This window comes from Chitinispirillales bacterium ANBcel5 (assembly GCA_029688955.1).
GTDB classification, from domain to species: Bacteria; Fibrobacterota; Chitinivibrionia; order Chitinivibrionales; family Chitinispirillaceae; genus Cellulosispirillum; species Cellulosispirillum alkaliphilum.
Map to the genome: position 1 here is coordinate 1 of JARUKZ010000050.1, position 24,166 is coordinate 24,166.

Consider the following 24,166-nt stretch of genomic DNA (forward strand, 5'->3'; position numbering starts at 1 on the left):
CATGTTCCAAGCTGCACGGGGCATGTTCCAAGCTGCACGGGGCATGTTCCAAGCTGCACGGGGTATGTTCCAAGCTGCACGGGGTATGTTCCAGGCAAACAGGGTGTGTTCCAGGCAAAACAGGGTGTGTTCCAGGCAAAACAGGGTGTGTTCCAGGCAAAACAGGGGGTGTTCCAAGCAAAACAGGGGGTGTTCCAAGCAAAACAGGGGGTGTTCCAAGCAAAACAGGGGGTGTTCCAAGCAAAACGGGGTGTGTTGCAATGTTGGTGTATATAAAATGCAATATGGTGCGTAGGGACACCCCTTGTGTGTGTCCCTCGTCGCCCTCTTTGGTTTACGGTGTTGTTTCCCCTAGGGCGATTGCCCTGGGCTTTTAATGGAAATCGCCCTGTTCAGGGCTTGCTTCGGTGATAGAGTGGGAAGTTTGGATATAAATAGCTATGAGCAGGAAAAGGAAAGAGAAAGAGGGTTATATCCTAATTTTGATGGCATCAACGAATGTTACGCGCTTTCAGCGCTTGGGATCTTTTTTGCGCCCAGGACCCGGGGTTGCGCCAGAAGACTGGCTTACCCCGGGCTATAGAATAACGCGCCTTCAGCGCTTATGAAAAAGATCAAGAGCAAACGATCGGTATTTTCTCGTGTAGTATTATGGAAGAACGGAAAAAATATGGATATATAACAGGAATGGTATTCCAATTTCCTCCTTCCTCCCGCGATCATAGCCCAAGGGTCCCCCCAAACGGATCCTTTCACGCTTTCACCATTGACGCCCGGGGGTGACCCAATCTATCGCCTTTAGCCCCATAAAATCCTTCCTATTCACATCTCAAATCTTTATCTCTACTTTTTTTATCTGGCTATGAGCTATTTGCCTTGAGCGTTGAGCAGGAAAAAGGAAGGAAAAAGGAAAAAACTCCGACCTGTTTAGGATACGGCTACTCACTTAATTCTACCTACCTATTATAGTAACAGCTAAATTACTTGAGTTGCAATGATGCATTCTTTATTTTTGGCTTCGGATAAAACATCTTTCAAGAAAATCAGGGGGTAGGGATGGCTATAAAGCTGCGAAGTGCAACAACAACAACTGGCAGACGTATGGCTGGAGCAAGAAGCTTATGGCGTGCAAATGGCATGAAAGAATCACAGATGGGAAAACCTGTTATTGCCATCGTTAACTCTTTTACCCAATTTGTGCCTGGCCATGTGCACCTTCACCAGGTAGGGCAGAATGTAAAAAAGATGATAGAGGAAAAGGGATGCTTTGCAGCTGAATTCAATACTATAGCTATCGATGATGGCATCGCGATGGGACATGATGGAATGCTGTATTCGCTTCCATCCCGTGATTTGATCGCCGATAGCGTGGAATATATGGTAAACGCCCATAAGGCCGATGCCATGATTTGTATCTCTAATTGTGATAAAATTACTCCGGGAATGCTGATGGCTGCCATGAGGCTAAACATTCCGGCTATCTTTGTATCGGGCGGACCGATGGAGGCTGGCGTAATAGGTGATAAAAAATATGACCTGATTGATGCTATGGTCATGGGAGCAGATAAAAATGTAAGCGATGAGGAAGTGGCCGCTGTTGAGCGTGCTGCATGTCCAAGCTGTGGATCCTGCTCCGGTATGTTTACAGCTAACTCCATGAATTGTCTTACTGAAGCACTTGGGCTTGCACTTCCCGGTAACGGTACACTGCTTGCCACCCATAAGAACCGTCACAAGCTCTTTGAAAAAGCTGCAACATTAATCGTAGAAAACTCCCTGGCATATTATGAAAAAGGGGATGAATCGGTACTTCCACGATCGATAGCTTCCAGAGACGCGTTCATGAACTCTATGTCACTGGACATCGCAATGGGCGGCTCAACAAACACCATTCTTCACCTTCTGGCCATTGCCCAGGAAGCTGGTGTGGATTTCACCATGAAAGATATTGACCAGCTTTCAAGAAAAATCCCGGTTCTCTGTAAGGTGGCTCCCAATACCGATAAATATCATATAGAAGATGTGAACAGGGCTGGTGGAATAATCTCCATTCTTGGTGAATTGTCCCGGGGATCACTTATAAACACCAAAGTGGGACGTGTTGATTCTGCTTCATTGGAAGAAACAATAAAAGCTTACGACCTAAAAAGCACTGATGCATCTGAAGAGGCGTTAAGTATCTATAAAAGCGCACCTGGCGGGCTCGAAAGAAATCTGGTTTTTGGTTCTCAGGAACGTTTTTATGAACAGGCTGATTTGGACCGAAGTGAAGGGTGCATAAGAGACGTTGAGCACTGTTACAGCTCAGATGGTGGCTTGGCTGTACTTTTTGGAAACATTGCCAGAAACGGTTGTGTGGTAAAAACCGCTGGTGTTGAAGAATCCATACTTACTTTTAAGGGTATAGCCCGCGTGTATGATTCTCAGGATGAGGCCTGTGACGGTATTTTAAACGGAGAGGTTAAATCTGGCGAAGTGGTGATTATTCGCTTTGAAGGTCCCAAAGGCGGACCGGGAATGCAGGAGATGCTTTATCCCACCTCGTATCTGAAATCTATGCACCTTGGTAAGGAGTGTGCCCTGCTTACCGACGGACGGTTTTCGGGTGGTACTTCCGGACTCTCCATCGGCCACGCTTCCCCTGAAGCTGCTTCAGGAGGGGAGATCGCACTGGTACAAACCGGTGATACGATCGAGATCGACATTCCAAACAGAAGTATCAATGTGGTTTTAAGTGATGAAGAGCTTAAGAGCAGAAAAGATGCTGAGATGAAAAAAGGTGCATCAGCCTTTAAACCGCCTAAAAGAGAACGTTACGTTTCCAAGGCTCTGAGGGCCTATTCACTCTTTGCTTCATCTGCTGATAAGGGAGCTGTTAAACAACTTCCTGACGAGGAATAGGTAACGTATGCGCACGTTAGGGCACCATTCACTGAAACTTCTGTCTGATAGGGAGACAGAGGATCAGATGATCAGAAGTTTCAGTGAACAAATCATTAGGTCGGTAGAGAAGATTGTAGGATCTTTCCACAACGGTGGTAAGGTATTGGTGTGCGGAAATGGTGGAAGCGCTTCTGATGCTGAGCACATAGTAGGTGAGCTTATGAATAAGTTCATGATTCGCAGACCAATACCTCAGGACATACAACAACGGCTCGAAGCTCAGGGTTTGTCTGAGCTTGCCGGCAAGCTTCAACGGTCGGTGCCCGCTATTTCCCTGGTTAGCCAATCAGCGTTATTTACAGCTATTTTAAATGATATCGGCCCGGAGATGGTTTTTGCACAACAAGTGTTTGGTTATGGCAAGAGTAACGATATCCTTATTGCCCTAAGCACTTCAGGAAACTCCACCAACGTAAATAATGCAGCAAAAGTCGCCCGCGCCCTCTCTATGCCGGTAATTGGATTTAGTGGTGCCCGGTGCGGGGATCTTAAAGAACATTGCGATATACTTTTTTGTGTCGATTCATCTGTTACCCACATAATCCAGGAAAAGCATATCAGGGTATACCATCTTATCTGTGCAATGGTTGAGTCAGAACTTTTTGGTGCCTGATAATTTTCCTTTCAGTAGATACTTACCCTGTTTTACAATTGCTTTAATGTAGAATACTCACTTAATGGCAAATGCTTTCCTTGCGTCTTTCTTTTCTGATACACAATAACACCCTTATCCCAAAAAGGATACGATATCCAGGTGTTAGTCACTTTTATCGTTTATTATCTACAAATAACAATTCCATTTTCCTACGGGGTACAATTTACAGGCATTGCATGATGATGAAAAACCAATTTTTGGCAGCTGTACTACAATAACTAAAAAATGTGAACCCATTATTTCATTTCAGTGGCTACGTGAATTTGGGATTGCACTTTTTACCAGTTCGTTATATTTTTTTATTAGAACTTGTCATGATTTTCCAGCCTTTCGGGTCTCGTTTACCGCAGAGACTATACGGATTTTCTTAATTACTGAATAGAATGTTTCAGAGGTTTTTTTTAGCGAAATTCCTGGTTCAGGTCCACTGTTAAACAGTGATAAAAAAAACGTAACCTGATAGTATTTGGTTAGATCGGGTATACGCCACGTTAGTGTTGAAATCTGTAAGGAGGATGTTATGCTGCATTATCTGGTAAGGATTCCGGGACCTCAGTTTTTGGTTTTATTCACACTTTATTCAATTGTCGTACTCGTTTATATTAAGCGCTATGTCTCCCGTGCATATAAACCCGATTATGAAATCCCTGAACCAACCATACTGGAACCACTGGATATTGCGATTCTAAAAAGTGGAGTGAACGGTGCAATTGTTACGACTGTTTTCAACTTATGGCGCAAAAAAGCTGTTGATATTTCAAGTGAAAAAAGGTCGATTATTCTCGAGCAAAAACAGACTGATACTTCGAAATTTAACGAACTTGAAGAAGCGATCTATGACTTTATTAAAAAGCCCACTAAATACCGCGATCTATACCAATACCCTTCTATTGAAGCTATAAAAGAAATTATTCAGCCAAATAAAGCCAGGTTAGAAGAATGGCATCTGATTCCGGATTTTGAACAAAGAAGTCAACATTGGAAGGGGTTCTTTTGGGGTCTAATATTCATTTGGGGAATTGGAGGGACTAAACTCTTTTTTGGTCTGGCTCGGGACAGACCAAGTGGATATCTGTTTTTGTTGTTACTTCTGACAAGTTTTATTCTATACAATGTTACCAAACCAAGTGCAGTAACGGCATCAGGAAAAAAGCTGTTAGAAATAACAAGCCAAAGATTTGAATGGTTGAAAAATTCAGAGGAAACTGCCAATTTGCTTGTGGATGATGATCTTACATACGGAATCGCAATATTTGGAATAAGTTCCTTTATAGGCACCGAACTAGGCGAACTATTGGAAACCCCGGCACTTCTTGATTTCCATTCCGGCCGTACAATGGGCTGTGGAAGTGTAAGCGGTGGTGGCGGTGGCGGAGGATGTGGAGGAGGATGTGGAGGGGGGTGTGGTGGTTGTGGGGGCTGCGGTGGTGGTGGGGGGGGCTGCGATTGATGTCTGTTTTGAATGTAGCTTCATCTAACAGTATGGTTTTTCAGTGGCATATAACCGATAACTGCAATTTAAGGTGCAGGCATTGTTATCAGCAGGAGTATAATTATAAAGGATTAGCTTTTCACGAGTTGGGGCAAATTTTTGTTCAATTGAAGACTTTTGTCAAAACCAGAGGAATAACACAGGCACATATAAATCTTACAGGAGGAGAGCCCTTTTTAAGAAACGATACAATAGACCTTATTAAAAAAATACGGGAATCAAACATGTTTTCTCTTGGAATACTTTCAAATGGAATGATTCCTTCAAAAAGTGTACTGAACCAGCTGGAGATTTATCGACCAAATTTTGTTCAGATTAGCCTAGAAGGAAAAAGAGAGACAAATGATTCAATTAGAGGAATGGGGAGTTATGAAACGATTATTGAATCGCTGAAGGTTTACCGTAAGCTGGGTATACCAACGACAATTTCTTTTACCGCCAACTCAGAAAACTTTATGGATTATCCACATGTGGTAAAAATTGCAAGAAGATACAGCGTATTTAATATATGGACAGACCGATATCTGCCAAATGGAAAATCAGATACTCTTCAAATGACCACGAAACAATTTAAAACACTTTGTGATCTGATTAATAAGGAAAAACGCAAAGATAAGTACCCCATATTTTCTGAAACAAAAATTCTGGCACAAAGAGCTTTGCAGTTTCTGTTGTGCGGGGGGCGGCCCTATAGTTGTTCTGCCGGTGATTCGCTGTTAGCCATTCTTTCAAATGGTGATCTGGTGCCCTGTCGAAGACTTCCGATCAAAATAGGTAATCTGTTATCCAATAATATAAATGAGTTATATGAAAACTCGGACATACTTGAGGATATTCGCAATAAAAACAATTTGGACAGTAACTGCTTTGATTGCTATTACAAAACAAGCTGTAATGGTGGACTGAAATGTCTGGCATACGCAACAACCGGTGATTATAACTCTAAAGATAGTAACTGTTGGCTATGAAACGCGGCTCAACGTCTGTAATTATAGAGGGAACTATGAAATATCGATTCGAAGGAGATAACATACCCCCCATAGAAAATCCCCAAACTGGAGAAATGCTTGCACTACTGGATACACTTCACCCTAAAAGCCGCTGCTTTTTTTCGCTCACAGAGATCCATACCGGAAGCTATGTTCAGGTTGCGGGAGCACGTCTCAGGCTCACTGTAGAGGCGCGACAATACGCACAAAACGGTTTCAGGCATTATGTTATGGGTGATTATCCCCGAAAAGAAGATAGCGCCTATATTAACTGTCGCGTAGGGCCAATCTATGTTCTGCAAAGCCAAATGCTGGTACTTGATGATGCCAGGAGAATTTTCGTGCAATTTCTGAATAATGCTAAATTGATTGAGGGGTTTGATCTCCAGGATGTAACATCGAGATTTCTGCCCGGGTAAAACCGCTCCTGTTATGTTTTCGGGAAGAAACAGCGAAACATTGTCCTAAGTGCGTTTCATTCAAGATAGTACAAATCTGTATACGAAAAGATAGCTCGTTACTGCAGTAGCTTTGGTTTCTTAGTCATGATCACAGAGTAATCAGACATTTGTTTTTTTGGGTGCTACCATGGAAATATTTATGTTCATTTCACCCATGACGTTCTTTTCTCTCCTAAAAGGCCAGGTACTGTAACTGTGTTGTCGGATGTCGCTCAATAGCGTATATTGTGATGATTAGGAAAAAACAGAAGAATTTAAAAAAGGTTAGTTTTGATGCATTTACTACCAGAAGTGAAAAGTATGGAGCAAAAAGATAACAGCTTGTCTTTATTTGATATAAAAACAATAGTTGTAGGGTCTTTCAATGAGCACTATAAAAGAAGCGCATTGGAAATTCAAAGCTATGTAGCAACTGTCACCGGCCTGGATGTGTCGGTAGTGAGTGTAGGGTCTTTTCAATACCCTGCCATTGAGCTTCTGTACACCGATGAAGACAGTGCGGATGAAAAATACCTGCTTAGAATCAATGGAAACGGCATCAGGATAGAGGCAAAATCACCTAAAGCTCTTTTTCGGGCGGTACAAACCCTCATTCAAATAGTGAAATTAAACGGCTCCAACGTCCCGTACGTTGAAATTGAAGACTATCCGGATTTCATGGTAAGAGGGTTTTATCACGATGTAACCAGGGGTAAAGTACCGACATTAAAAACGCTTAAGCTACTGGTGGACACTTTGGCTTTTTATAAGTATAACCACCTTCAGCTCTATGTTGAGCATACGTTTGCGTTTAACGCAATACCAGAGCTATGGGTTGATAAGGACCCTCTGACCGCAGATGAGATACTTGAGTTGGATAAGTACTGTAAAAACAAATACATAGACCTGGTTCCATCACTTTCCACCTTTGGTCATTTGTATGAATTACTTCGCTTAAAGCGTTTTGAGCACCTAAATGAACTGGATATAAAGGGTTCCTACTTTAAGCACGATTTATGGGACCGAATGGCCCATTATACCATCAATTGCAGCTCATCTGAGAGTTTTTCGGTGATAAAGACTATGATAGAAGAGTATCTGCCGCTCTTTTCTTCTCCTTATTTCAATATTTGCTGTGATGAGACCTTTGATCTGGGCAAGGGTAAGAATAAAAACAGAGTAGATAAAGAGGGTGCCGGAAAAGTCTATGTGCAATTTGTTAAAAAGATAATGGATGTGGTACTAGCTAACGGAAAAACTCCTATGTTGTGGGGTGATATAGTGTTAAAGTACCCGGAGCAGATAGATGAACTACCAAAGGATGCTATCTATCTAAACTGGGATTATGAGCCTGATGCCAAAGAAGATTCTGTTAGAACATTCCACAATTCGGGGGTCAACCATTTTGTGTGTCCGGGGGTTCAGGGGTGGAGCAGATTTTCTAATGAAATAAACAGGGCATGTGAAAACATAACCAATATGGCTCTACACGGGAAAAAGTACAATGCGTCCGGGATTCTGGTAACAGACTGGGGTGATTGCGGGCACGTTAATTTTCTGGCAAACTCCTACCATGGGCTCGCGTTTGGTGCTTCTAAAGCCTGGAATGAGAATGGGTTCAAGGGTGGAGAGCATGAACAGTTCGACAGCTCTTTTTCTGTCCTTCAATGGGGAAGGGGTTTGACGAAAACGGGTTCTGTTATAAGAGAAATGGGGGACATTTGTTCGTATCATTTCGGTAATATTTATGCCTGGGTTAATGGCCTTGATTGCCTTTGGAATAAAGAAGACGAGGTGAAGGGGATTGATGAGGCTGAATTGAAGGATAGGCTTAACCGGGCCCGAAAATGCATAAAAGAGGTAAGAGAACTACGAGATAAAGTGTGTGATGGTAATCATTTAATCGATTTTGATGAATACCTTCTTAGTGCTGAGCTCATTGAGTGGACAGTGTTGATACTTGCGCTAAAAAAACGTTATGAGTATCATCAGGATATGTCTCTTTTGGAATTTGATGAAGCACAAGGGGTTATTCTAAAGGGACATAGGCTACTTGGCAGATTTCAGCAACTTTGGCGTATAAGGAATAAAGAATCGGAACTGAGGACGGTGGTATGCACCATGAAGGCGGCACTTGAGCGTTTCCAGGAGATTCTACAGGGACAAAAAGCACGATAGCTCCCATGGAATGAAACTTGCACTATCAACTTGAAACGTCGAAGCTAAAGGAGTTTGGTGCAATGATTCTCGATCTTCTTACAAATCTGAGCAGCTATAAGGGGGTACATCCTGGCCTACCCACCGCCATTCACTTTCTTCAAAATGAGGACCTGGATGGTTTCACTCACGGTCAAAAACAAATCATGGGAGATAATCTCTATGCACTTGCCTTAACCGGTCATGGATTGGGGCTGCATGATTCCAGGCTGGAAGTGCATAAAAAATATATCGATATCTACTACTGCATCTCAGGCACCGATAACATAGGGTGGAAGAACAGAAACAAGTGTATTCACCCCATAGGGGATTACGATAACCTCAATGACTCCTTATACTTCTACGATAAACCTGATACATGGTTTGGACTTGTTCCGGGCTCTGTAGCAATATTTTTCCCCGAAGATGCCCATGCACCGCACGCGGTGAAGGGGTTGTTGCATATTATTTTGGTTAAAGTACTCTATCGGTGGTAACCAGTGTCCAAATAAAAACGCGCCTCCCTTTTTCTGAGATGAATTTATAAAACCAGCAATTATTTTATTCTAAAATCATGTCCAATAAGAGGGTGCGTTTATGGAGATTAAGCAGGCCGGTGCCATTACCTATAAAGTTGAAAATGAGCAGATAAAAGTTTTGTTAGTGAGAGCGAAAAAAAATCCCCACCATTGGCTTTTTCCTAAGGGCCACATCGAAAAAGGTGAAACGGAGAAACAAGCTGCACACAGAGAGCTTTTGGAAGAAGCTGGAATACGGGGTGGTATGATAGGATATGTGGGTGAGCGAAAATTTAAAAAAAATGAAAAACCCTACAGCGTCTCTTACTTTTTATTCTGCTTTGAAGAAAAGGTTACTAACGGAGAGGAGGGCAGAACACCCACCTGGTACTCCATTGATGATGCTCTAAATACCATCTCATTTTCTGAAATGAAGGATTTGATTCATAAGGCAGTTGCTAAAGTTCCTGAACAAAAACCCTAAATCATCTCTTCAGTTATAAAAACACATCCAATCCTCCTCTTTCTACTACAAAAAAGGTTATATACTGCCAGTTCCAAATAATATCCTGGCCGCTTCTCAACAGTACCCAAATATTAGTAGCTAACAATTTTTTTGTTCTGGCATTCGTAGTATGGCTCTAATTAGCATTAATCAACTACTTACCTTTCATGGAGCCATTCTAATTTGTTGGAAAATAGCGGGAAAACCTTAAGAAGAGAAGATTTGCCTGAGGAGCTTCGGGCTGCATTAAATGGAAAAAGTAACAGTATAATTTACTATCAGGCCAGCGATCTTACCTCAAAGCGTACCTTTGGTAGAAGCTATCTTGCTCTTACCGATTCATCACTTATTGTTGTGTGTCAAGGTAAAACAAGGAAGGAATACCCTCTTAATTCAATTGAGGACATTGGAATTGATGAGTTGGTTGGTGGTGGAAGGCTTACCGCAAAAACCAGTGCAGGTGTTCACCATCTTCTGTATTATTCCAACCATATGGTTCCACACTTCTCAACGGCTGCACGATTTATCATGAATCTAAAAGAGAGGGGTAGGAGTGAAGAGCCGGAATCGCAACCAGATTCTTTTTGCCAAAATTGCAGCTCACCTCTGCCGGCACGCGATTCAAAGTGCCCCCGCTGTGTACCGCGATTAAAAATTCTTTTTAGAATTTTCTCTCTTGCCTCACCTTATAAGTCAAAAGCTATCGCACTAATGATTGTTACGGCAATGGGAGTTTTGTTTCAGGCACTTCCTCCATTCATCACTAAATTAATTGTGGATGATGTGGTAGGTGACGGACAAACAGAACGCCTTGTTCCATATACTGTGGCAATGATAAGTGCTGGGTTATTCTATCTTATCCTGAGGCTAATAAACATCAGATTAACATCGTGGATAAGTGCACGAATTGTTTCGGATCTTAGAAGCCGGCTTCACTCTGTGTTACAATATTTGAAAATGAACTTTTTCATGAAACGGGAACCTGGAGAGATTGCAGGGAGGGTAATGCATGACACCGGAGAGTTACAGCAGTTTCTCATTGAAGGTATGCCCTATATTCTGATCAACTCCCTCTCCTTTATAGTTGTTGGTGCAATACTGATTAGCATAAACTGGATGTTGGCTCTCCTCATTTTCATTCCTGTACCTTTTCTAGTTTTAGGGTCACAGTGGTTTTGGAAAAAACTGCATCCCCTTTTCTTGAGACAGGGGACAGCAATTGGACATATGCACTCAGTCCTTGGGGAATCGTTTCAGGGATTGCGGGTTATTAAGGCGTTTTCTCAGGAAAAGAAACGAATTGAAATGTTCGATACTGTAAACAAAAGACTCGCGGCAACTGAAATGAAAACGTTCAGAACATTTGGAAGTTTTAGTGAGGTAATGTTTGCTATTATGTCACTGGGAGTTGCATTGGTGTGGTATTTTGCAGTGAGAATGATAAATTCAAGTGTGCCTGCAATGACTCTTGGTGACCTTTTGGCATTCGTTGGCTATATCTGGCTCTTTTACGGTCCGCTTCAATGGTTCTCGGTGATTATGAACTGGATGACCCATGCATTTTCCGGTGCTGAAAGAATATTTGAAATCATCGATTCATCCCCCGAATCTCATGATGAAAAAAATGTAGTTGAATTGCCTAAGATTCACGGACGTATAGAATTTAGGGATGTACATTTCAGCTACGAAAGAGGAAAAGAGGTCATTAAAGGGGTATCGCTGGATATTAAACAAGGCGAAGTTATCGGTTTAGTTGGTAAATCAGGCGCAGGAAAGAGTACAATAATCAACCTGCTGAGCCGATTTTTTGAACCAGATTCGGGACAGATTTTGATTGATGGAGTCCCTATTGACCATATCAATCTTACCCAGCTTAGAAAAAACATGGGTATAGTGCTCCAGGACCCATTTCTGTTTAATGCATCAATTGCAGAAAACATAGCCTACGGTCTTGACCATGTCAGTTTTGCTGAAATTGTAGAGGCTGCGCGAGCCGCTTACGCTCACGATTTCATCATAAGAAAGCCCGATGGTTACGACACATTGATAGGGGACAGAGCAGTTTCACTTTCGGGTGGAGAAAGACAAAGAATCGCAATAGCAAGAGCCGTACTTCACAATCCACCTATCCTTATTTTGGATGAAGCCACTTCTGCGGTTGATGCCTCCACGGAAAAGCACATTCAGGAAGCAATTGGCAGACTCGTTAAAGGACGTACAACTATAGCTATCGCTCACAGACTTTCGACGCTGCGAATTGCAGATCGTCTTGTGGTTGTCGACAATGGAAAAATTGCAGAAACCGGGACCCATGATCAGTTAATTAGGACTGGTGGTATTTATGCTGATCTGGCCAAATCATATACGAAAATGAATTCATTGCAATCTGTAGTATGGGGAGGATAAGAATGAACATAAGGTTGAGCAGGAATAACGATCAGGTGTATGCTCATATAGACGATAATGAGGGTATTGCAGTTAAATTAGTATGGGCAAGACCTGCAACCGGTCAGGGAAAAGAAATTTCGGTTCTGTCTCAGGAGAAGGAAGTTGCGTTTCTTGAGAGTATTGATGTTTTGGATGAAGTCTCAAAAAAAATCGCTGAGACGGAACTCCTGATACGCTATTTTGTACCAAAGGTAAGTGAAATAGTCAGAACTGATGTTCACCTTGGAAACAGATATTTTGAGGTAAAAACTGACCGTGGACCAAGAAAGTTTGTAATAAAAAACCCTTATACCAATATAAGAAGTGTTGATAAAGATGGAATACTAATCAATGATGTCTTTGGCAATCTATTCTGCATTCCATCCCTCTCCAGTCTTGATTTGAAATCAAAGGAACACCTGGAAAGAGTGATTTGAGCAGAAGCAAATCACTCTTTTGCAGTAATTTTTAGCAGAAAGACTTACATATTCTTTCAACTGCGCTGTTCATCTTTTCCTGATTTACTTTAAGACCATAACGAAGGATTTCGGGAGAGAGTAAATCTGCACCAGACATATCAAGTTCCTGCTCCATTGCTTTTATCGCCTGATTTCCACCCATAAATGGAAAGGGAAAAAACATGGTTACAAAGCAAAGGGCTTTTTTGCCTTTTAAAACACCTAATGTTCCCAGAAATTTCATGATAACGGGTGATGCAGTAAATCCCCAAACCGGACCACCAAACAGCACTGCATCGTATTCTTCCAACTCTGGTGGGTTTTTAATCTTAAACTTGGTTGACCGTGCTTTTACTGTACCAATGGTTCTAAGCCCTTTTACTTCTACCTCATGACCGCACTCTTCGAGCCTGGATTGAATCGCTCGTGCGAATTTAAGGGTGTGACCTGACTGTGTATGAATAACTATTGCAATGTTCATTGTATCCCCCAAAATTACCCGGTAAATTGAAGAATTATTAATTTATAAAGAATAAAATAGGTGAAGACAGCGAGCATTTCCAATCTTTTTGGCAAGATAGGTCATTGATACAGCTTAAATTTGGTTGTATAACTCTTAGTTCGGGGGTAAGGACTACAATGAAAGTTCAATTTAAAACAAATAACCCGGAACAAACTAATCTGTTCCGGGTTATTAACAGGGCTCAATTATCTACATCTAAGTTTAGTGATCAGGGGAGTGTTTCGATCTCGTTAGCCTCAATAATGAGCTTATTTTCTATTCCTAGTACATCGAAACCATCGTCGGTGACCGGCAGGTTCTTAAGTGCCTCTGTATCAGTTACTATGGTATAGATAAACTCATCAGGGTTTAGGTATTTCTGTGCAACTCTTTGAATATCTTCAACGGTAATATCATTTATGTGTTGAGGATACACGACGAAATGGTCAGGAGCACGGCCAAAATACTCATTCATTGTATAAGTGTCGGTGATATCTTCCACTGAGCGAAACATCCCGGGTAGCTGAGCTATAATTGTGGCCTTTGCATTCTCAAGCTCTTCTTCTGTTACACCATTTTCAATGAGATTCTCCACCTCCTTAAGCACAAGCGATATGGCAAGGGGCAGTGTTTCTGTTCGGGTGTTAAATTCAATATGCAATGTTCCGGGATATTGGTAATTGGACTCACCACGGGAGAAGATAGAGTAGGTCAGCCCGGCATCAGAGCGGACTTTAGTACCAAGTCTTGAGGTAAACCCACCGCCTCCCAGTATTAAATTCATTACAGAAACAGCATAGTAATCCGGATGTGGTCTGCTAAACAACGGAACACCCATTCTTACATATGTCTGATTGATGGGTCTGTGTACGATCAATGCATCTGTTAAGGTGTTGGGGGAAATTTCATCAAATGCTACAACCCCTCGTGCGTTGCTGGCAGAAGGGAAAGTATTTTCAAGCCGAGAAATCATATCCTCCCTGTCAAAACTCCCGGAAAAGGAAAGTATAATATTATCTGTAGTGAATACCTGATCATGAAGTTCAATCAGGTCCTCCCGGGTGATAGATTCAATAGATTCTAGGGTTGTAATCGGTGAGAGAATAGTCTCGGAGTAAAATTGTTTCTTATATGCTGCGTGTAATACTGGTTGTGGATTAACAAATCTATGCCGTATGGATTCTTTCATGATGCGTTTTTCTCTCTCCAAAACGCTTTCATCAAAGGCGGGCCTAAAGAACATCTCCTCCAAAATGACCATAGCAGTGTCTAAGTATTCAGAAAGAAATGTTGCGGAAAAACTCATATAGGCTTCATTTTGTGAAAAAGAGAACTTGATTGAAAGCAGATCAACCAGTTCATTCAGAGAGTCAGCGGGAAACTTCTCCGTTCCACCCCTTCGTAAAAGCCTGCTCATCAAAGTCCCCAGCCCCTTTTTGTTTTCGGGGTCGTTGATAGAGCTGTGGCTAATGTAGCCCTTAATTGTAACGAGTGGCAGTGATGAATCTGTAGCAATATAGGTCCTTAGTCCATTTGAAAGTTGCTCTCTGTATTCCTCACCGGTTGGCACTTGCCAGTCGAGTGCTTCAAACTCAATTTCTGAAGGATGGTTTAACGTAGTTCCATCGGTTGTTGTAGTTGGTATACTCCGTCCGGCGGAATAGCCATTACTAAACAGAATCGCTATTAAAACTGAACAAAGAATCAGCGCTGTTCTTTTGCATTTCGTTTCCAGGCCAATGGCCCGCATGGGTGAATTATTTGTTGCTCTACTCATCTATTTCATCCTCCGTAATGGTCATATCTGTGTCTAAATGTTCTTCCTGAGCTACCGCTTCTTTTTCTATTGGTCGTAGTAACCGGCCTATGGTGGCCATTTCAGGCTGAAAGTACTTATTCGCTATTTCCGGAACTGATTCAACACATGTATCAGCTATTTTTTGTGGATACCTGAGAAGGTTTTCCCAACTTCCAAGTCGCTCAAAGTGGGCGAGGCGATCGGAGAGTTGTTCAAGGCTTTTAAGTCCGGTCGCAAATGAATACCGAATTTCGTTAGTAATTCTTATCATCTCTTTTTCAGTAGGAGGGGCTTTGGTGACCTTTTCCAGTTCCTCCATAATTATTTTTTCCACCTTTTCCGGATCAGCATCGGTCTTAAGTTGAGCCCAAACATGAAAATACCCATTATGAAGCCGTGTCACATTGGAAGCACCTGCATTCACACAAAGGCTTTCCTCCTCAACCAGGCGACGATATAAGCGCCCACTCCTGCCAGCAAGCATCCCGTTGAGTATATCGAGCGTGTAAAGATCCTCATGGGGGTAGCCGGGGGTGTGAAAAAGAATATCGATTCTTGGTTCAGCATCCTTTCTCGCGGTAAACCTGGTTTCTCCGATGGGTGCAGGTTCACGAGTTACCACAGGATCCGAAGGACGTTCTGCTCGTGGAATCGATCCAAAATACTTTTCAATATCTTCCAAAGCACCTTCAGAATCGACATTTCCAACCAATACGATTAAAGCATTATCAGGGGTGTAGTACTCATTTATATATCTCATTAACTTATCTGTCGTGTATCCTTTAATATCTGATTCCCAACCAATAACGGGCAAGCCAAATGGGTGAGCAACATAGAAAAGAGCATTGAGTCTCTCCCAGTAATGAAACAGAGGTCTGTTGTCATAGCGCATCTTTCGTTCTTCCATCACTACTTCAAGCTCGCTATGAAATTCCCGCAAAACAGGATTTTCCATCCTGTCGGCCTCTATCCAGTAAAACAACTCTACTTTGTTTTGGGGAAGAGTAACGATGTAAGCGGTCATATCGTTTGATGTCCAGGCATTGAGATTTGTACCACCGCTGCTTTGATAGATTTCCCAAATCTCGTTATTCTTTATGTACTCTCTTTGCTGCTCAAGCAGATCAAAGATCTCGGCTCTGTATGCTCTAAACAAAGAATCACCACCGATACTGAGCCGGGCTTCCTGCATAAGCGCATCGAGTGAATCAATTGCTCTGAGGTAGGGAATCTCCTTTTCGTAGTTTTTGCTACCAAGGCGCTCTGTTCCCTTAAACATCATGTGCTCATACATATGTGAAAGGCCAGTGGTTCCGGGACCTTCATTCATCCCACCCACAAAGTAATACAACCTGCAACTTACTACTGCCACATTGGAATCGGGGACTATTATGACTCTCAGTCCGTTATCAAGCGTATCGTAAGTGACAGGTATGTCGATGTTTTCAGCGGATACACCTCGTAGAAGTATAAAAAACAGTAACAAGCATAGTATTTTTTTCATGAATCGATCATCTCCATATTGAATGTACCGAGTTTTGAGCCACGCGGGCTAAGGGTCCCTGATATCCTTGGATATCAAATTATATGTTATTGATAAATATAGTAATTAACCATCCTTAATTGCTTACGGTTATAGGCACCTGGTCAGAATATTTTCTATATCACTGTTACTTAAAGGGTGAGGATTATTTCTGTTACCCGATTGAAGAGCGATCTCTTTAAGGTGTTCTTTATCTATCTTAAAGGTAGATAAAGAGGGTAACTTCAGCTTATTCTTAAGGTTATAAAGTGTTTCCACAAGGCGGCTGCAATCCTCCCATAAGCCAGCGGATTCTGATTCTGTTATCAGTGTCGATAGCCTGGCGTACTTTTTAACATAAATGCTATCCGGCGCGTTTTGTTTTAAATGTTTAACCGTTTTTTCTGTTACGCCTGCAAGAATCAGACCACAAATCAGCCCGTGAGCTACAGGAAACCTTCCACCCACAATCGGCGCAATGCCATGCACCGTTCCAAGTCCCGAATTTGCAAGTGTAATACCGGATATCAAGGAAGCATACGCCATCTTTTCCCGATGTTTACTGTTATCGCCGTTTTCAGTAGCCTTGATAAGATTATTTGCAATTCCCTTCACCGCGCCTTCGATAAGATGATCGGTGAGGGGAGATGATTTTGTAGAAACATAAGATTCAATCAATTGAGTGAGGGCATCCATTCCACATGAAGCTGTTACCAACGGTGGACAGCTAATGGTAAGCTCCGGATCGATGAGGGCAATATCGGGTACCAGATTGGGGTGCCTGATAGAACGCTTCTTATCATCTATTGTAAGTACTGCATTAGCGCTTGCCTCGCTGCCAGTGCCTGAAGTTGTGGGGATGGCTATAAATGGCACTTTAACACCATTATGTTTCCTATCGCCAAACCCTTCCAGGTAACATTTGACTGATTCGTCCTGGGGAAGCATTGCACTGATAGCCTTACCTGCATCAATAACACTTCCGCCTCCAACCGCTACGACCAAATCGATAGAACTGTTTTTGTGATTTTTAACTGCTTCATCGACCATTTCACTGTCTGCTTCATGCTCCACAGTGAAATTAACCTCTTCAATATCTGCTCTTTTGAATATCTGTTGTATTCTCTCTCTATACCCACTCTTAGTTATTGATTTTGATCCTGTTACCAGTAGTGCTTTTTTGCCGTAACGAGCGGCAAGATCACCCAATTTATCTATAGTGCCTGATCCAAATATGATCTGGGGTGTTCTGTAGAAATTAAAACTTTCAATTTGCATCCACTTCTCCTTTAAATCAAAATCGATACGAGTATCACTACTGAGTACAAGTGAAATAATATATCTTAATATACATGATCTGACAAAAACCCAAAAATGAGGTGATTATGAAACCATTTAGTATTGCTTTATGTCAGAACATACCGGGCTATGATGTCGAGAGAAACATCGATAAAGCATTCACTATGATCGGTAAAGCCGCTGATAGGGGGGCGAAACTTGTATCTCTTCCAGAGATGTTCTATCATCCTTTTGAACTTAAAAAGTTACCCGCTTTAGCCGCTTATGAAGCTGAACTTAGAGACCGGTTTTCCACTGCGGCCAAAAAACATGCCATCTATCTGTGTACCGGATCGTTTGTAACTCAAACAGATGATAACAGGGTTGCCAACAGTAGCGCAGTGTTTGGACCGGATGGAGCAAATTTGTGCGAGTATAGTAAATGTCACCTCTTTGATGTTTCATTCGGAACACTTCAGCTAAAGGAATCCTCTGTTTTCTCCAAAGGTGATGGTTTTTGTATGGCCGATACTGATCTGGGGAAAATAGGTATACTGATTTGTTATGACATTAGATTTCCGGAAGCTGCACGGGAAGTAGCCTTGATGGGTGCAGAGCTACTGATCGTTCCTGCTGTCTTTAATCAAATTACCGGACCAGCCCACTGGCATCTTTTTATGAGATGCAGGGCGGTTGAAAATCAGCTGTTTGTGGCAACGGTTTCGCAGGGTAAAAACAATGATAGTGGCTATAAAGCGTACGGACATTCTATGGTTGTATCACCCTGGGGAGATGTTTTAGCTGAAGCTTCGGATGATGAGCGGATAGTGATGACAGAGATCGATCCTGCTGTTTTGGAAAAAACGCGAAAACAATTACCACTTCTCAATCACCGAAGAGAAGATCTGTACTGAGAGGTTATTGCTGATTATCACTGCTGGAAGTCTATCATATACTATTGTACTATATAGTGAGAACTAACCACAAAGGAGCCTTAATGAAAATATACCGTTTAAGTGAAGGAAAGAAGATTGCGGGGATATGTGCCGGAATTGCTGATTCGTATAATCTGGATGTAACACTTGTGCGGTTGGCAGCAATTTTTCTTACAGTAATAACCGGTGTGTGGCCGGGAGTTATTACCTATCTTGCAGGTTGGTATCTTATTCCTGAACTTGAAAAATCTCCCAAAAAAGAAAAACCATCTGAGGACCAGTAAGCACTTTTTCTGTTGATTATAATTTTACCGCGTAGTGGGCATTGGCATCAATGCCCTTTTTTATGCCCAATTCCATTTATAATTGTTTCAACGCTTAACAGGTCACTTTTACGATTAAAACAAAATCTTTTTCCTGGCTTTCAAAACGTTTATCCTAATAATTATATAAGAACCATCACACATTTTCATCGATACCCACAATATTTAGTCTATTTGGGCACGAAGCATCGCGCTTGTTTAGCCCTTTCCCTTCGAGCTACTCTTGATGGCGCTCTATGGTAATCCATATCTAACCAAAGTACCTTATTTGCGATATCGAACAGCCTAAACACAATATGTGGTATGTACCCATGAGTAAGCCGAAAGCGGCTTATAAAAAAACTCCGAATTCTTATCCATTATTAAACTAAACATAAAAGTATTAAAGGTTTTCAATAACCCTTTCGTATATACACATCAAATGTTTAATTAGTTTAAATGTGCTTGAAACTTTAAAACCGCTATAGTAAAATTTCTGCACATTATTTCTTAAGGCATAAAGTATGGCAAATAGGGTAGAGTACATTAAAAAGCTTTCACAGGAACTCTCTAAAGCACGGGAGAGGGCATCTCTTTTAGAGCAGCGTCTACAAAAGGTAAATGGCGTTACTTCTGCGATAATATATGAATTAGATACCAACGGATGTTTTACTTATATAAATGAGGCTGTTGAAGAGATCCTGTTTTTCACTCCTGAAGAATTAATAGGCTCCCATTTCTCAACCATCATGTCAAAAAGGGAAGCTAAGAGGGTGAGCAGAGAAACTGTACTGCCCAGATTTAAAGGCAAAAAAACCGGTTCTTCTAACTCTCCTAAGCTATTTGATGAGAGACGGACCGGCAAACGCAGAACCAGGAGTCTTGAAGTAAAGCTTATTTCAAAAAAAAACAGAGAAACAAAAACATTTTTAGGTGATGTAACAGGAATGGTTGATGTTGAAGGAGCTTATGTTTCAGATAAAATAAAAAATAAAGTGGCCTTTACAGGAAGTCACGGTATCATATTCGATATCACCAAATATAAACAATCAGAACGTCACAGACTCGAAATGCAAAAGCGCATCTTAGAGATGCAGAAAATGGATGCAATCGGAAAACTTGCAGGACGAGTTGCTCATGATTTGAACAACAAACTGGGCAGTATAATAGGATCTGCGGAACTAATGAATCAAAAGTATGGTGATAATGCGGATCATCAACTCAATAAATATATAAACAATATCCTTTCTGCATCAAAGAAAGCCGTTGATCTGTCATGCAGGCTTCACGAATTCAGTAAGAAAAATAATTATACCTATGCCACTATAGATGCCCATCTGTTAGTGAATAATGTGCTTGAATTCATTAAACCAACGATGAGTGAATCTATAACTTTGCAAAAAATATTTGCTGCCAACGATTCTTTAATAACCGGATGTTCAAATCAGCTTCAAAACACATTTCTCAACCTCTTTGTTAATGCCTGTGATGCCATGAAAAGCAGTGGTGGGGTACTAACTGTAGAAACCAGCAATGTAAATCTAAAACACAAACTGGATTGTTGCGGTTATTTTTATTCAAGACCGGGTGATTATCTTCTGATCTCAGTTACTGATTCCGGATGTGGTATGGATGAAACAACCCAGGCAAATCTCTTTGAGCCTTTTTTTACCACCAAAAATGATGAACAATCGATTGGTTTAGGGTTAACCAGTGTACGGGATTGTATAAAAAACCATGGTGGATTTATAATGGTGGATTCCAAATTGGGCCAGGGTACATCAGTTCATCTGTATTTGCCAGCGTACCAGTGCTGATTGATTTCTCTTTATAATACTTCACTTAAAACTGGCTCAAGCATTCTTAATAGTTGGGCAGTTAAACTGCTGGTAAATGAATAGTCTTTCGCTTTTTCTCCTTTTACCATGGCAGTGATGACTCCGAAATGGTTATCACCAATAACAAAAACAAAGGCAGCGGTGCGGTTTCTCACCTCTTCATTTACCACCACTCCCATGTGGTTAACTGTGCGGTGACGATGATCGCCTGTTCCGGTTTTCCCGCCAATGCGTACCGTAGATGATGGACCAAACATGTTTCTTACCCTCATCGCCGTACCATTCTCTACAACATCAAAGAGCAGCTCCTTTAGTGTTGCTGCCACAGGCTCGGAGAGTACACGTTTGCTGTTATCCTGATTGGTATTTTTGCTCAGAATCGCTTCATAGGGAGTGTCTTTGGCAAAATGAATTTGTTTAATTCTTTGGGTGGGGTACTTTTTACCCCCACTTTGGATTATTCCTGCCAGTTGAGCTAATGCCAGAGGATTATCTGCAGAGCTACCCAGTGAAGTAGCATAGGATGGTACCAGGTTAGGGAATGGGTACCCAAGTTTTCGCCACGATTGGTGAATTTGTTTAAATGCTTCCATCTCAAGCACTGTTCTGATACGGCTGTTTTGGGCTGCTGTATCTGCTGTATACAACCACCGGTAAACATCCTTTAAATCTGGCTTACTCGCCTTATATGCTGACTGTAAAGATGCATTGGGGTTTTGTAAAAGGTGGGCAGCAGTCCAGATTTTTAGTGGATGAATACCACTGATATATCCTCTGTCAGACAGCGACATTGTTTCCGCATTGAAGGTGTTAATCAAAGACTTTGATTTTGAATAATCCTCAACTTCAATCCCATAGGTATTTAGCAGTTCAGAGAGTTCTTCTTTCGTTGGATTACTAAAAAGATAGCAATAAACTGCAGCGATTCGGCGCGCATTGATCCCGGTTGATTGAACCAGTGTGTTTAGCAGGCTGTCGGGACTAACAGAACTCAGTTGATTGAAAAAGCGCCTTACAAAAATTTGGCTCTCAAATTCAACAAACTTATCCAGATATTTGGTTCTGACCTGATTGGAATCGCTGTTCATCAGATCATTTCTTTGAATCTGATGAATGTGGTAATCGACTATATCACGCATCAATCGTATAAAGGGAAGGTTAACAGAGTGTCTGAAAGCATTTTTGACACTGATTATTTGATCGTTGTGCTTGTCATCAAAATTTGAGAATGTATGCAATCCGTTTCCGGTGAAAAAAACTTCATCAGGCGACGCACTATACCGTTTTTGCATCGCGGCTTCAAGTACCGTTTCCAGTGTTGGCTCTTCGGTATGGAGAAGCAAATACAACAGAACCCAGGTTGTAAGCTGGTCATTATTTTCAAACAGGGATGTAACAAGCTCATTTGTGCTTTTAAACCTGTGTTTTAGATAGAGCTCTTCAATAATTTGAAGGTAGGAAACAACTGTCCTTAATTTTGCTGTAGAGCCAAGGTCAAGTTTGATCCCTTCATTAACATTAAGAGGTTTATTAAGGTTGTCGGTCTGGATTCTTAGAATGTTTTGATCTCCTACACGTTTATAAAGCGAAAAACTGTAAACTACAGAGTCAGGATCTCCCCGGTTGAGTAGCCTGTGTCCTCGGAGACCGCTGGAATCTAAAAAGGATACTCTGTTGAGGTTGTTGAACAAATGTTCCACCTGATTGGTAGAGTTTGAAAGAATTGTACTTTGAACCGACATATCAAAACGGTCCAGGTCATATAAACCTGGCACAGAGAGTTTTGACATAAGTGCCGTTCTGATCACGTTGGCGGATTTATTGATTGGTCTATGTTTTACGTAGGGGTGCTCGTTTGGATCGTTTATTGAGATCTGAGCGTTACGAGCGTCGTGGTAAAGCTCTGTGTTAATTATGTTTTTTCTGTGTAACAAGCCCAGGTAGCTGTCTACAATGCTATTAAGCGAACTCTCAGACTCGGGCCGCAAGTAATACGCTGGTCTTCTCTGGGAGATAAACAGACTTAGGACCATCCTGTAAAAACGTCCTCTGTGCTGTGGAAACTTTGCACTTTCACCGAGTGAAAGATTTACCGAATCAAGCGTTGTACCATACCAAATCTTTAAACCTTCACCCAATCCATTAACCTCTCCATATCCCCGATAAGCACCAAAAGGCACTTTGTTGAGGTATTTCACTGCGATATCTTCCCGGGCATCAAGTGTGTTTCTTCCCCCCATGTATGCCCTGAAACTGGCTGATACCATTTGACGCACCTTCTCCTGGGGACCGGTAGTCATTCCTCCGGGAGAATAACAGAACTTCTCCAGCTGAGTGGCCAAAGTGCTTGCACCCGAAAGGTTGTTACTCAAACCAACCCTTGAAAGGCCAAAGTGTATGGTTGATCCAATGAAACGTCTCCAGTCAATGGCAGGATTTCGGTGCAAAACAGCTGTATCCAGAAGATTTCTGTCTTCAATAAACAAAAGCGTGTTTAGTATCAGCTTTGGAACAGAATCAAACGAATGGTACACCGGTGAAGGGTGCAGTGAAGAGAAAAACTCTCTGCCATCGTTATCTGTAATGGTTAACCCTGCCTGGCTCTTTTCCCGGTACGGTACATTGTACCCCCGTTCGATGTAGTTTAGCATGGAGGGGCTTAAAGTTGCCTGATACTCAATGGTGTACTGGTGGGCTGAAAGCCTGTTTAAAAACTCAGGTAATCTGTTATAGCCACGTCGTTTGTTTAAAGGCCCCCTTTGGGGATAGATTATGTGATAGTTTGCTCCCTCGGTAAGCTCATAGTTAAAATCAGATGCTTTTTCGGATAGGTAATTAGCCGAAAAATGGTGTGTTTGGGTCTCATAGTAAAAAAGCAGCAAAGACCCTGCGAGTGTCAGAATTGCCACTGCTATAAAAAAGAAAAGTGTGAACTGTAATAGCTTTCTGAGTAGTGAGCTCTTTTTCTGAGTGCTCTTTTTATCTTCCTGACTGTACGAGGGCACCACTGCACTATCGTTTTTTTGTTTTATGGTATCATTAGCCTTTTGATCAGGCATTTTCATTGATCCTTATGTTACAGAGAGTATCATTTATCAGTTTTTAGAGCTAATAGTAGTAATAATCAATCGTTATGCCGCTTTTGTCAGGGCTGCTCTGACCTTTGCAGAGGAATAGTTATATTATAGTAGTAGCGTCGGTATGGTCGGCGATATCGCAGGGTGTGGGATACGGAGGTAAAAGTTTGTCCGGCGACACCTCAGGGTGTGGGGTAGGGAGGTAAAAGTTTGTCCGGCGACACCTCAGGGTGTGGGGTAGGGAGGTAAAAGTTTGGCTGGCGATACCTCAGGGTGTGGGATAGGGAGGTA

The 24,166-nt window shown here is 41.8% G+C and carries 18 protein-coding genes; 13 read left to right on the forward strand and 5 right to left on the reverse strand.

The window, feature by feature from the left end:
* The first annotated feature begins 1,056 nt into the window (after positions 1–1,056).
* The 10 genes from ilvD to QA601_17255 all read left to right on the forward strand — a co-directional run bounded on the left by ilvD (position 1,057) and on the right by QA601_17255 (position 12,602).
* The gene (gene ilvD / locus QA601_17210) at positions 1,057–2,901 is read left to right on the forward strand and encodes a dihydroxy-acid dehydratase (protein ID MDG5816839.1); all 1,845 of its coding nucleotides are present in this window, start codon (positions 1,057–1,059) and stop codon (positions 2,899–2,901) included.
* A gap of 7 nt (positions 2,902–2,908) precedes the next feature.
* Positions 2,909–3,556, forward strand: coding sequence for an SIS domain-containing protein (locus QA601_17215; protein ID MDG5816840.1), 648 nt, complete (start codon positions 2,909–2,911; stop codon positions 3,554–3,556).
* 562 nt (positions 3,557–4,118) lie between these two features.
* The gene (locus QA601_17220) at positions 4,119–5,048 is read left to right on the forward strand and encodes a TIGR04222 domain-containing membrane protein (GenBank protein ID MDG5816841.1); all 930 of its coding nucleotides are present in this window, start codon (positions 4,119–4,121) and stop codon (positions 5,046–5,048) included.
* The gene (locus QA601_17225; protein MDG5816842.1) at positions 5,048–6,058 is read left to right on the forward strand and encodes a radical SAM protein; all 1,011 of its coding nucleotides are present in this window, start codon (positions 5,048–5,050) and stop codon (positions 6,056–6,058) included. The genes QA601_17220 and QA601_17225 overlap by 1 nt, the downstream gene beginning before the upstream one ends.
* Before the next feature lie 35 nt (positions 6,059–6,093).
* Positions 6,094–6,498, forward strand: coding sequence for a hypothetical protein (locus QA601_17230; GenBank protein ID MDG5816843.1), 405 nt, complete (start codon positions 6,094–6,096; stop codon positions 6,496–6,498).
* 315 nt (positions 6,499–6,813) lie between these two features.
* Positions 6,814–8,697, forward strand: coding sequence for a family 20 glycosylhydrolase (locus QA601_17235; protein MDG5816844.1), 1,884 nt, complete (start codon positions 6,814–6,816; stop codon positions 8,695–8,697).
* 62 nt (positions 8,698–8,759) lie between these two features.
* Positions 8,760–9,212, forward strand: coding sequence for a YhcH/YjgK/YiaL family protein (locus tag QA601_17240; GenBank protein ID MDG5816845.1), 453 nt, complete (start codon positions 8,760–8,762; stop codon positions 9,210–9,212).
* Positions 9,213–9,312: 100 nt separating this feature from the next.
* Positions 9,313–9,717, forward strand: coding sequence for an NUDIX domain-containing protein (locus tag QA601_17245; GenBank protein MDG5816846.1), 405 nt, complete (start codon positions 9,313–9,315; stop codon positions 9,715–9,717).
* Positions 9,718–9,921: 204 nt separating this feature from the next.
* Positions 9,922–12,144 (forward strand): ABC transporter ATP-binding protein, encoded by a 2,223-nt coding sequence (locus QA601_17250; protein ID MDG5816847.1) that lies wholly within the window; start codon positions 9,922–9,924, stop codon positions 12,142–12,144.
* Between the two features lie 2 nt (positions 12,145–12,146).
* On the forward strand, positions 12,147–12,602 hold the full coding sequence (locus QA601_17255; protein ID MDG5816848.1) for a DUF1854 domain-containing protein: 456 nt from the start codon (positions 12,147–12,149) through the stop codon (positions 12,600–12,602).
* A gap of 31 nt (positions 12,603–12,633) precedes the next feature.
* On the opposite strand, the gene QA601_17260 is transcribed toward QA601_17255, so the two are convergent.
* The 4 genes from QA601_17260 to QA601_17275 all read right to left on the reverse strand — a co-directional run bounded on the left by QA601_17260 (position 12,634) and on the right by QA601_17275 (position 17,723).
* Positions 12,634–13,104 carry a hypothetical protein gene (locus QA601_17260; GenBank protein ID MDG5816849.1) on the reverse strand — a complete coding sequence of 157 codons (471 nt, stop codon included), beginning with the start codon at positions 13,102–13,104 and terminating at the stop codon, positions 12,634–12,636.
* Positions 13,105–13,354: 250 nt separating this feature from the next.
* Positions 13,355–14,902, reverse strand: coding sequence for a pitrilysin family protein (locus QA601_17265; GenBank protein ID MDG5816850.1), 1,548 nt, complete (start codon positions 14,900–14,902; stop codon positions 13,355–13,357).
* On the reverse strand, positions 14,895–16,427 hold the full coding sequence (locus QA601_17270) for a pitrilysin family protein (protein ID MDG5816851.1): 1,533 nt from the start codon (positions 16,425–16,427) through the stop codon (positions 14,895–14,897). Before QA601_17270 ends, QA601_17265 begins: the two co-directional genes overlap by 8 nt.
* A gap of 129 nt (positions 16,428–16,556) precedes the next feature.
* Positions 16,557–17,723 (reverse strand): iron-containing alcohol dehydrogenase, encoded by a 1,167-nt coding sequence (locus QA601_17275; GenBank protein MDG5816852.1) that lies wholly within the window; start codon positions 17,721–17,723, stop codon positions 16,557–16,559.
* A gap of 107 nt (positions 17,724–17,830) precedes the next feature.
* Between QA601_17275 and QA601_17280 the strand changes: the two genes are divergently transcribed.
* The 3 genes from QA601_17280 to QA601_17290 all read left to right on the forward strand — a co-directional run bounded on the left by QA601_17280 (position 17,831) and on the right by QA601_17290 (position 20,777).
* Positions 17,831–18,637: a carbon-nitrogen hydrolase family protein gene (locus QA601_17280; GenBank protein ID MDG5816853.1), complete on the forward strand. Its 807-nt coding sequence runs from the start codon at positions 17,831–17,833 to the stop codon at positions 18,635–18,637.
* Between the two features lie 83 nt (positions 18,638–18,720).
* On the forward strand, positions 18,721–18,942 hold the full coding sequence (locus QA601_17285; protein ID MDG5816854.1) for a PspC domain-containing protein: 222 nt from the start codon (positions 18,721–18,723) through the stop codon (positions 18,940–18,942).
* Positions 18,943–19,484: 542 nt separating this feature from the next.
* Positions 19,485–20,777, forward strand: a complete 1,293-nt coding sequence (locus tag QA601_17290; protein ID MDG5816855.1) for an ATP-binding protein — start codon at positions 19,485–19,487, stop codon at positions 20,775–20,777.
* Positions 20,778–20,788: 11 nt separating this feature from the next.
* Here the strand turns inward: QA601_17290 and QA601_17295 are convergent, their stop codons facing one another.
* Positions 20,789–23,857, reverse strand: a complete 3,069-nt coding sequence (locus QA601_17295; GenBank protein ID MDG5816856.1) for a transglycosylase domain-containing protein — start codon at positions 23,855–23,857, stop codon at positions 20,789–20,791.
* Between the last annotated feature and the right edge of the window lie 309 nt (positions 23,858–24,166).